This is a genomic window from Streptomyces mayonensis (assembly GCF_018982965.1).
GTDB lineage: Bacteria > Actinomycetota > Actinomycetes > Streptomycetales > Streptomycetaceae > Streptomyces > Streptomyces mayonensis.
The window spans coordinates 40,400-50,139 of the sequence record NZ_JACBYP010000057.1; the positions used below are offsets into that span (position 1 = coordinate 40,400).

A 9,740-nucleotide genomic window follows, 5' to 3' on the forward strand; every position below is an offset into this window, starting at 1 on the left:
GGCTGAGCCCGTGCGTGCCGGACGCGTCTTCGCGTACGGCGCCGCGGCCGGCCTTCTCGGCGACCTCCTCCTCGGCGACCCGCGCCGCGGACACCCGGTCGCCGCATTCGGCCGTGCCGCCGGTGCCGTGGAACAGCAGTTGTGGCGGGACCACCGGGGGTGGGGCGCGCTGCACACCCTCGTGTGCGCCGGAGGCGCCGCCGCCCTCGGTTCGGCCGCCGCACGCGCCGTACGCCGCTCCCCCGCCGCCTCCGTCGCGCTGACCGGCGCGGCGACCTGGGCCGTGGTCGGCTCCACCTCGCTGGCCCGCGAGGCCCGCGCGGTCGGACGGGCCCTGGAGGCCGGGGACGTCGAGGCTGCCCGGGCCCGGCTGCCGCACCTGTGCGGGCGGGACCCGCAGGCACTGGACGCCGACGGGATCGCCCGGGCCGTCGTGGAGTCCGTCGCCGAGAACACGTCGGACGCGGTGGTGGGCGCCCTGGTCTGGGGCGCCGTGGCCGGGGTGCCGGGGCTGCTCGGCTTCCGGGCCGTCAACACGCTGGACGCGATGGTCGGCCACAGGTCCCCCAGATACCGCCGCTACGGCTGGGCCTCGGCCCGCCTCGACGACCTCGCGGGCTGGCCGGGCGCCCGCCTGACCGCCGCCCTGACCACCGTCGCCGGCGGCGATCCGCGCGGCGCACTGCGGGCCTGGCGTGCGGACGCGGGGCAGCACCCGAGCCCCAACGCCGGGCCCGTGGAGGCCTCGTTCGCGGGCGCCCTGGGCCTGCGGCTCGGCGGGACGCTGTCCTACGGCGGGCGGGTGGAGCACCGGCCCGTCCTCAACGGGGCGGCGGGACGCGCCGTACGGGCCGGGTCCGGCGACATCGACCGCGCCGTGCGCCTCTCCCGGCGCGTGGGCTGGCTGGCGCTGGGCGTGTGCGCGGGCGCACGGCTGCTCGCGCACGGCATCGCCGGGACGTCACGGATGCGCGCCGTGACCGGGAAGGGACGGACCTCCGCCGTGACCGGGAAGGGGCGGCCGCGTGTCATGACCGGTACGGGACAGCCGCGTGTCATGACCGGTACGGGACGGACGTGCGCCATGGCCGGGAAGGGACGTGCGTCATGAACGGTGGCCTCCTCGTGGCCGGCACCACCTCCGACGCCGGCAAGAGCGTCGTCACCGCCGGGATCTGCCGCTGGCTGGTGCGCCACGGCGTCAAGGTCGCGCCCTTCAAGGCGCAGAACATGTCGCTCAATTCGTTCGTGACCCGCGAGGGCGCCGAGATCGGGCGGGCGCAGGCCATGCAGGCCCAGGCGTGCCGCGTGGAGCCGACCGCCCACATGAATCCGGTGCTGCTCAAGCCGGGCGGCGAGCGCAGCAGCCAAGTGGTGCTGCTCGGCAGGCCCGTCGGGGAGATGAGCGCCCGCGGCTACCACGGCGGGCGCCAGGAGCGGCTGCTCGGCACGGTGCTCGACTCGCTGACCGAACTGCGCGGCACGTACGACGCGGTGATCTGCGAGGGCGCGGGCAGCCCGGCCGAGATCAACCTGCGCCGCACCGACATCGTGAACATGGGGATCGCCCGGGGCGCCGGGCTCCCGGTCCTCGTCGTCGGCGACATCGACCGCGGCGGCGTCTTCGCCTCCTTCTTCGGCACGGTGGCGCTGCTCGCGCCCGAGGACCAGGCGCTGGTCGCCGGGTTCCTCGTCAACAAGTTCCGCGGCGACGTCTCGCTCCTCGAGCCGGGGCTGGACATGCTGCACGGCCTCACCGGCCGGCGCACGTACGGGGTGCTGCCCTTCCGGCACGGGCTCGGCATCGACGAGGAGGACGGGCTGCGCGTCTCCCTGCGGGGGACGGTGCGGGAGTCGGCCGTCGCGCCGCCGGTCGGCGAGGACGTGCTGCGGGTCGCGGTCTGTGCCGTGCCGCTGATGTCCAACTTCACGGACGTGGACGCGCTGGCCGCCGAACCCGGCGTCGTGGTGCGGTTCGTGGACCGGCCCGAGGAACTGGCCGACGCCGACCTGGTGATCGTGCCGGGGACGCGCGGGACGGTACGGGCGCTGGCGTGGCTGCGGGAGCGGGGACTCGCGGACGCGATCGCCCGCAGGGCCGCCGAGGACCGGCCGGTGCTCGGGATCTGCGGCGGCTTCCAGCTCCTCGGCGAGCACATCGAGGACGAGGTCGAGTCGCGCGCCGGGCACGTGGACGGGCTCGGACTGCTGCCCGTGCGGGTGCGGTTCGCCCGCGAGAAGACCCTCACGCGTCCGGTGGGCGAGGCCCTCGGCGAGCGCGTCGAGGGGTACGAGATCCACCACGGGGTCGCCGAAGTGACGGGCGGTACTCCCTTCTTGGACGGCTGCCGGGTCGGCCGGACCTGGGGCACGCACTGGCACGGTTCGCTGGAGTCGGACGGCTTCCGGCGGGCGTTCCTGCGCGAGGTGGCGGCCGCCGCGGGCCGCCGCTTCGTGCCGGCCGCCGGCACCTCGTTCGCCGCGCTGCGCGAGGAGCAGCTCGACCGGCTCGGCGACCTGATCGAACACCACGCGGACACCGACGCGCTGTGGCGGCTCATCGAGTCCGGCGCGCCGCAAGGACTGCCCTTCATTCCACCGGGAGCGCCCGCATGAGCACAGTGCTGTTGTTGTCGACCGCCGACACGGACCTGCTGGCGGCCCGCGCGTCGGACGCCGCCTACCGGATCGGCAACCCGACCCGGGTCGGCGTCCACGAGGAGCTGCCGGGCCTGGTCGAGGGCGCGGACCTCGCCGTCGTCCGCCTGCTCGGCGGCAAACGCGCCTGGGAGGACGGTCTTGCCGCGCTGAAGGCCGCCGGGATCCCGACCGTCCTGCTGGGCGGCGAGAGCGTGCCGGACGCGGAGCTGATGGCGGAGTCGTCGGTCCCGGCCGGGGTGGTGGCCGAGGCGCTGCGGTACCTGGTCGAGGGCGGCCCGGACAACCTCACCCAGCTCGCCCGCTTCCTGTCGGACACGGTGCTGCTGACCGGCGAGGGCTTCGAGGAGCCGCGGAAGATGCCGGAGTTCGGCGTCCACGGCTCCCGGGACGTCGTGGACGGCCGTCCCACGGTCGGCGTGCTCTTCTACCGCGCCCACCAGCTGAGCGGCAACACCGCCTTCGTCGACACGCTGTGCGACGCGATCGAGGCGCGCGGCGCCAACGCGCTGCCCGTGTACTGCGGTTCGCTGCGCGGCGCCGACCCCGCGCTGTACGAGCTGCTGGGGCGGGCCGACGCCCTGGTCGCCACGGTCCTCGCGGCCGGCGGCACGCACGCCTCCGAGGCGTCGGCGGGCGGCGAGGACGAGGCCTGGGACGTCGGCGCGCTGGCCGACCTGAACGTGCCCGTGCTGCAAGGGCTCTGCCTCACCTCCTCCCGCGCCGCCTGGGAGGCCTCGGACGCCGCCCTCTCCCCCATGGACGCGGCGATGCAGGTCGCCATCCCGGAGTTCGACGGGCGTCTGGTCACCGTGCCGTTCTCCTTCAAGGAACAGGGCCCCGACGAGGTCCCGGTCTACGTCGCCGACCCCGAGCGGGCCGCACGGGTCGCCGGGATCGCCGTACGGCACGCGGCCCTCGGGCACAAGCCGAACGCCGACAAGAGGCTCGCGCTGGTCTTCACGGCGTACCCGACCAAGCACTCCCGCGTCGGCAACGCGGTGGGCCTGGACACCCCGGCGTCGGCGGTCCGGGTCCTGGACGCGCTCAGGGAGGCGGGGTACGGGGTCACCGGGTACCCCGCCGAGGGCGACGAGCTGATCCACCGGCTGATCGAGGCCGGCGGCCACGACGTGGAGTGGCTGACCGAGGACCAGTTGGCGGCGGCGCCCGCGCGGGTGCCGCTGGCCGACTACCGGGCCTGGTTCGAGAAGCTGGACCCGGAGCTGCGGGACGCGATGACCGGGGCGTGGGGCGAACCGCCGGGCTCCCTGTACGTCGACGGGGACGACGTCGTCCTGGCCTCCCTCCAGTTCGGGAACGTCGTCGTCATGATCCAGCCGCCGCGCGGCTTCGGGGAGAACCCGATCGCGATCTACCACGACCCGGACATGCCGCCGTCGCACCACTACATGGCCGCGTACCGCTGGCTGGAGAACAGTTTCGGCGCCGACGCGATCGTGCACATGGGCAAGCACGGCACGATGGAGTGGCTGCCGGGCAAGGGCCTCGGCCTGAGCGCGGGCTGTGCGCCGGACGCCGTCCTGGGCGACCTGCCGCTGATCTACCCCTTCATCGTCAACGACCCCGGCGAGGGCACCCAGGCCAAGCGGCGCGGACACGCCACGGTCGTCGACCACCTCGTACCGCCGATGGCACGCGCCGACACCTACGGCGACCTGGCCAAACTGGAGCAGCTGCTCGACGAGTACGCCCTCGTCTCCGACCTGGACCCGACGAAGGCACCCGCGGTCCGGGCGCAGATCTGGACGCTCGTCAAGGCGGCCGAGCTCCACCACGACCTGCACGTGGACGACCAGCCGGACGACGACGACTTCGACGAGTTCGTCATGCACATCGACGGCTACCTGTGCGAGATCAAGGACGTCCAGATCCGCGACGGCCTGCACGTCCTGGGCGGCGGCCCGGTCGGCGAACCGCGCGTCAACCTGGTCCTGGCGGTGCTGCGCGCCTCGCAGGTGTGGGGCGGGCAGGCCAACGCCCTGCCGGGCCTGCGGGCCTGTCTGGCCGAGCACTTCGGGCTGGTGGAGAAGGAGCTGCTGGCCGGGCCCGGCGCCCCGGTGAAGGTGCCGGTGGAGCTGACGGACCTGGTGGACGGCCCGGCCCGCTCGGCGGCCGACGCGATCGACCTCCTGGAGCAGCTGTGCCGGCGGCTCGCGGAGGGCATGGAGGAACGCGGCTGGGCGGTCGCCGAGAGCGCTCCCCTGGTCGGGGAGGTGCTGCGCACCGAACTGCCCGGCGCGGCGGCCGTGCTGGAGTTCGCCTGCACCGAGGTCGTGCCGCGGCTCGCGCGGACCACGGACGAGATCGGGCACATCCTGCGGGCCCTGGACGGCGGTTACGTCCCGGCGGGGCCGTCCGGCTCCCCGACCCGCGGGCTGGCCAACGTCCTGCCGACCGGCCGGAACTTCTACTCCGTCGACCCGAAGGCGATTCCGTCCCGGCTGAGCTGGGAGGTGGGCCAGTCGCTCGCGGACTCGCTGGTCCAGCGCTACCTGACCGACACCGGTGAGTACCCGAAGTCGGTCGGCCTCACGGTGTGGGGCACGTCCGCGATGCGCACCCAGGGCGACGACATCGCCGAGATCCTGGCGCTGCTGGGGTGCCGTCCGGTCTGGGACGACGCGTCGCGCCGGGTGACGGGCTTCGAGGTGGTGCCGCTCGCCGAGCTGGGCCGGCCGCGGGTCGATGTGACGGTGCGCATCTCGGGCTTCTTCCGGGACGCGTTCCCGCACGTCGTGGGGCTGATCGACGACGCGGTACGGGCGGTGGCGGAACTGGCCGAGCCCGCCGCGCAGAACTTCGTCCGCGCGCACGCCGACGAGGACACCGCCGAGCACGGCGACCGGCGCCGGGCGACCTCCCGCATCTTCGGCTCCAAGCCGGGCGCGTACGGCGCCGGTCTGCTGCCGCTGATCGACGCCCGCAACTGGCGCAGCGACGCGGACCTCGCCGAGGTGTACGCGGTGTGGGGCGGCTACGCCTACGGGCGCGGGCTGGACGGGCGGCCGGCGCGCGGGGACATGGAGACGGCGTTCCGGCGGATCGCGGTGGCGGCGAAGAACGTCGACACCAGGGAACACGATCTCGTCGACGCCGACGACTACTTCCAGTACCACGGCGGCATGGTGGCCATGGTGCGGCATCTGACGGGCGAGAGCCCGGAGGCGTACGTGGGCGACTCCGCCACTCCGGATCAGGTGAAGACGCGCACGCTGGGCGAGGAGACACACAGGGTCTTCCGGGCGCGGGTGGTCAACCCGCGGTGGATGGCGGCCATGCGGCGGCACGGCTACAAGGGTGCCTTCGAGATGGCGGCCACCGTCGACTACCTCTTCGGCTACGACGCCACGGCCGGGGTCGTGGACGACTGGATGTACGAGAAGTTGTCGGCGGAGTACGTCTTCGACGCGGAGAACCGGGACTTCATGAAGAAGTCCAACCCCTGGGCGCTGCGCGGCATCACCGAGCGGCTCCTCGAGGCCGCGGACCGGGGGCTGTGGGCGGAGCCGGACGCGGAGACGCTGGAGCGGCTGCGTGCCACGTATCTGGAGCTCGAGGGCGACCTGGAAGGTGACGACAAGTGAGTACCCCGTTTCCGTTCACGGCTGTCGTCGGACAGGACGACCTGCGGCTCGCGCTGCTCCTCAACGCGGTGAGCCCGGCCGTCGGCGGCGTCCTCGTGCGCGGCGAGAAGGGCACGGCCAAGTCCACGGCCGTGCGGGCGCTGTCGGCGCTGATGCCGGAGGTGGACGTCGTCTCCGGGTGCCGTTTCTCCTGCGACCCGGCCTCGCCCGACCCCGGCTGCCCGGACGGGCCGCACGGGACAGGGGCCTCGGGCTCCCGGCCGGCGCGGATGGTCGAGCTGCCCGTCGGTGCCTCCGAGGACCGGCTGGTGGGCGCCCTCGACATCGAGCGGGCGCTGGCTGAGGGCGTGAAGGCCTTCGAGCCGGGGCTGCTGGCCGACGCGCACCGCGGGATCCTGTACGTCGACGAGGTCAACCTGCTCCACGACCACCTGGTCGACCTGCTCCTCGACGCCGCCGCGATGGGCGCCTCCTACGTGGAGCGCGAGGGCGTGTCGGTACGGCATGCCTCGAAGTTCCTGCTCGTCGGGACGATGAACCCCGAAGAGGGTGAGCTGCGGCCGCAGTTGCTGGACCGGTTCGGCCTGACCGTCGAGGTCGCCGCCTCGCGTGAGCCCGACCAGCGCGTGGAGGTCGTACGGCGCCGGCTGGCGTACGACGACGATCCGAACGGTTTCGCCGGGCGCTGGGCCGACGAGGAGGCCGCCGTACGGGCGCGGATCGTGGCGGCGCGGGAGCTGCTGCCGTCGGTGCAGCTGGGCGACGGGGCGCTGCGGCAGATCGCGGCGACCTGTGCGGCCTTCGAGGTGGACGGCATGCGGGCCGACATCGTGATGGCCCGGACGGCGACCGCGCTGGCGGCGTGGGCCGGGCGGACGGAGGTGCTGGCGGAGGACGTGCGGCAGGCGGCGCTGCTGGCGCTGCCGCACCGGCGGCGGCGGAACCCCTTCGACGCCCCCGGGCTGGACGAGGACAAGCTGGACGAGACGCTGGAGGAGTTCGGCGGGCAGGACGGCGAGGACGAAGGCGAGGGCGAGGACGGGGACGGGGACGGGGACGACGATCCCGGTCCGGGGCCCGGTGGCGGTCCCGGTGGACAGCCCGAGCCCGACGACGCGCCTCGCGGGGACGGTGACGCCGCCGCGCGGCCCGAGGCCGGGGAGGGCGGGGAGCCGCAGCCCTCCGGCGGTGGCGGCGGTGAGCAGTCCCCGGCGCGTGCCGCCGAGCCGTTCCGGACCAAGGTGCTGAGCGTGCCGGGGCTCGGCGAGGGTGCCGCCGGGCGGCGGTCCCGGGCGCGGACCGAGCACGGGCGGACCATCGGGGCCCGGCGTCCCCAGGGGTCGCTGACCAAGCTGCACCTGGCGGCCACCGTGCAGGCGGCGGCACCGCACCAGCGGGCGCGGGGCCGCAGCGGGCCGGGGCTCGTGGTGCGCCGGGACGATCTGCGGCAGGCGAGCAGGGAGGGGCGTGAGGGCAACCTCGTGCTCTTCGTCGTCGACGCCTCCGGGTCGATGGCCGCGCGGCAGCGGATGAGTGCCGTCAAGGGTGCCGTGCTGTCGCTGCTGCTGGACGCGTACCAACGGCGGGACAAGGTGGGGCTGGTGACCTTCCGGGGGTCGGCCGCCGACGTGGCGCTGCCGCCGACCTCGTCGGTGGACGCGGCGGCGGTCCGCCTGGAGTCGCTGCCGACCGGGGGGCGTACGCCGCTCGCGGCCGGGTTGCTGAAGGCGCACGAGGTGCTGCGCGTGGAGCGGCTGCGGGATCCGGCGCGGCGCGCGCTGGTGGTCGTGGTGACGGACGGGCGGGCCACCGGTGGGCCCGAGCCGGTCGCGCTGGCGGGGCGTGCGGCGCGGTTGTTCGCGGCCGAGGGGGTCGCATCGGTGGTCGTGGACTGCGAGTCGGGGCCGGTGCGGCTCGGGCTGGCCGGGCAGCTCGCCGGTGAGCTGGGCGGTACGGCGGTGACGTTGGACGAGCTGCGGGCGGACTCGATCGCCGGTCTGGTGAGGGACGTCCAGGGCAGTGGGCAGGGCAGCAAGGGCGCCAGGAGGGCCGCGTAATGCCGCAGGGCAAGCCGAGCGTCGTGCCGGACGACGGGCTGACGACCCGGCAGCGGCGCAATCGTCCGCTGGTCGTCGTGCACACGGGCATCGGGAAGGGCAAGTCCACCGCCGCCTTCGGGCTGGCGCTGCGCGCCTGGAACCAGGGGTGGCCGATCGGGGTGTTCCAGTTCGTCAAGTCGGCCAAGTGGAAGGTCGGCGAGGAGAACGCGCTGCGGGTGCTGGGCGCCAGTGGTGAGGGCGGGTCCGTCGACTGGCACAAGATGGGCGAGGGCTGGTCCTGGGTCCAGCGCGACGCGCAGCTGGACAACGAGGAGAAGGCCCGGGAGGGCTGGGAGCAGGTCAAGCGGGACCTGGCCGCCGAGACGTACAAGCTGTACGTGCTGGACGAGTTCGCCTACCCGATGCACTGGGGGTGGGTCGACACCGACGAGGTGGTGTCCGTGCTGCGGGAGCGGCCCGGGACCCAGCACGTCGTGATCACCGGGCGGAACGCGCCGGAGAAGCTGGTGGGGTTCGCGGACCTCGTGACCGACATGTCCAAGGTCAAGCATCCGATGGACGCGGGGCAGAAGGGGCAGAGGGGCATCGAGTGGTGAGTCCGTCAGCCTCCTCCGGCCCGTCCGTCTCCTCCGGCCCGTCCGTCTCCTCCGGCCCGTCCGGCTCGTCCGGCTCGTCCGGCTTCTCCAGCCCCTCCGGCCCCGCCGTTCCCCGGCTGGTCGTCGCCGCGCCCTCGTCCGGCAGCGGCAAGACCACCGTCGCCACCGGGCTGATGGCCGCGCTCACGGCGCGTGGGCTCACGGTGTCGCCGCACAAGGTCGGGCCCGACTACATCGACCCCGGGTACCACGCGCTCGCCACCGGGCGGGCGGGGCGCAACCTGGACGCCTACCTGTGCGGTCCCGACCTCGTCGGGCCGCTGTTCGTGCACGGGGCCCGCGGGTGCGACATCGCGGTCGTCGAGGGTGTGATGGGGCTGTTCGACGGTGCCGCCGGGGAGGGCGAGCTGGCGTCCACCGCGCAGGTCGCGAAGCTGCTGCGGGCACCGGTCGTCCTGGTCGTGGACGCGTCCTCGCAGTCCCGGTCGGTGGCGGCGCTGGTGCACGGGTTCGTGGGCTGGGACCCGGAGGTGCGGATCGGGGGCGTGATCCTCAACAAGGTCGCGTCCGACCGGCACGAGGCGTTGTTGCGGGAGGCGCTGGACTCCGTCGGGGTACCGGTGCTGGGGGTGCTGCGGCGGGCGCCGCAGGTGGATGTGCCGTCGCGGCATCTGGGGCTGGTGCCGGTCGCCGAGCGGGGTGCGGAGGCGGTGGGGGCGGTCGCGGCGATGGCCGCGCAGGTGGCCGACGGGTGTGATCTGGAGGCGTTGGTCGGGCTGGCGCGGGGCGCGGGTGCGTTGTCGTGCGGGGGGTGGGAT

General features: G+C 74.4%; 6 protein-coding genes. All 6 read left to right on the forward strand.

Annotated features, from left to right (window positions below; genetic code table 11):
- Positions 1 to 10 precede the first annotated feature (10 nt).
- The gene (locus tag HZS56_RS21485; protein WP_308408118.1) at positions 11 to 1,111 is read left to right on the forward strand and encodes a cobalamin biosynthesis protein; all 1,101 of its coding nucleotides are present in this window, start codon (positions 11 to 13) and stop codon (positions 1,109 to 1,111) included.
- Positions 1,108 to 2,616, forward strand: coding sequence for a cobyric acid synthase (locus tag HZS56_RS21490; RefSeq protein WP_216722383.1), 1,509 nt, complete (start codon positions 1,108 to 1,110; stop codon positions 2,614 to 2,616). The genes HZS56_RS21485 and HZS56_RS21490 overlap by 4 nt, the downstream gene beginning before the upstream one ends.
- Positions 2,613 to 6,266, forward strand: a complete 3,654-nt coding sequence (gene cobN, locus HZS56_RS21495) for a cobaltochelatase subunit CobN (RefSeq protein ID WP_216722384.1) — start codon at positions 2,613 to 2,615, stop codon at positions 6,264 to 6,266. Before HZS56_RS21490 ends, cobN begins: the two co-directional genes overlap by 4 nt.
- Entirely contained in the window at positions 6,263 to 8,323 is a 2,061-nt protein-coding gene (locus tag HZS56_RS21500) for a putative cobaltochelatase (RefSeq protein WP_216722385.1), read from the forward strand. Before cobN ends, HZS56_RS21500 begins: the two co-directional genes overlap by 4 nt.
- On the forward strand, positions 8,323 to 8,922 hold the full coding sequence (gene cobO / locus HZS56_RS21505; RefSeq protein WP_216722386.1) for a cob(I)yrinic acid a,c-diamide adenosyltransferase: 600 nt from the start codon (positions 8,323 to 8,325) through the stop codon (positions 8,920 to 8,922). Before HZS56_RS21500 ends, cobO begins: the two co-directional genes overlap by 1 nt.
- Before the next feature lie 116 nt (positions 8,923 to 9,038).
- Positions 9,039 to 9,740 (forward strand): cobyrinic acid a,c-diamide synthase CobB (locus HZS56_RS21510; protein WP_216722390.1); only part of this gene is annotated, 702 nt, incomplete at its 3' end.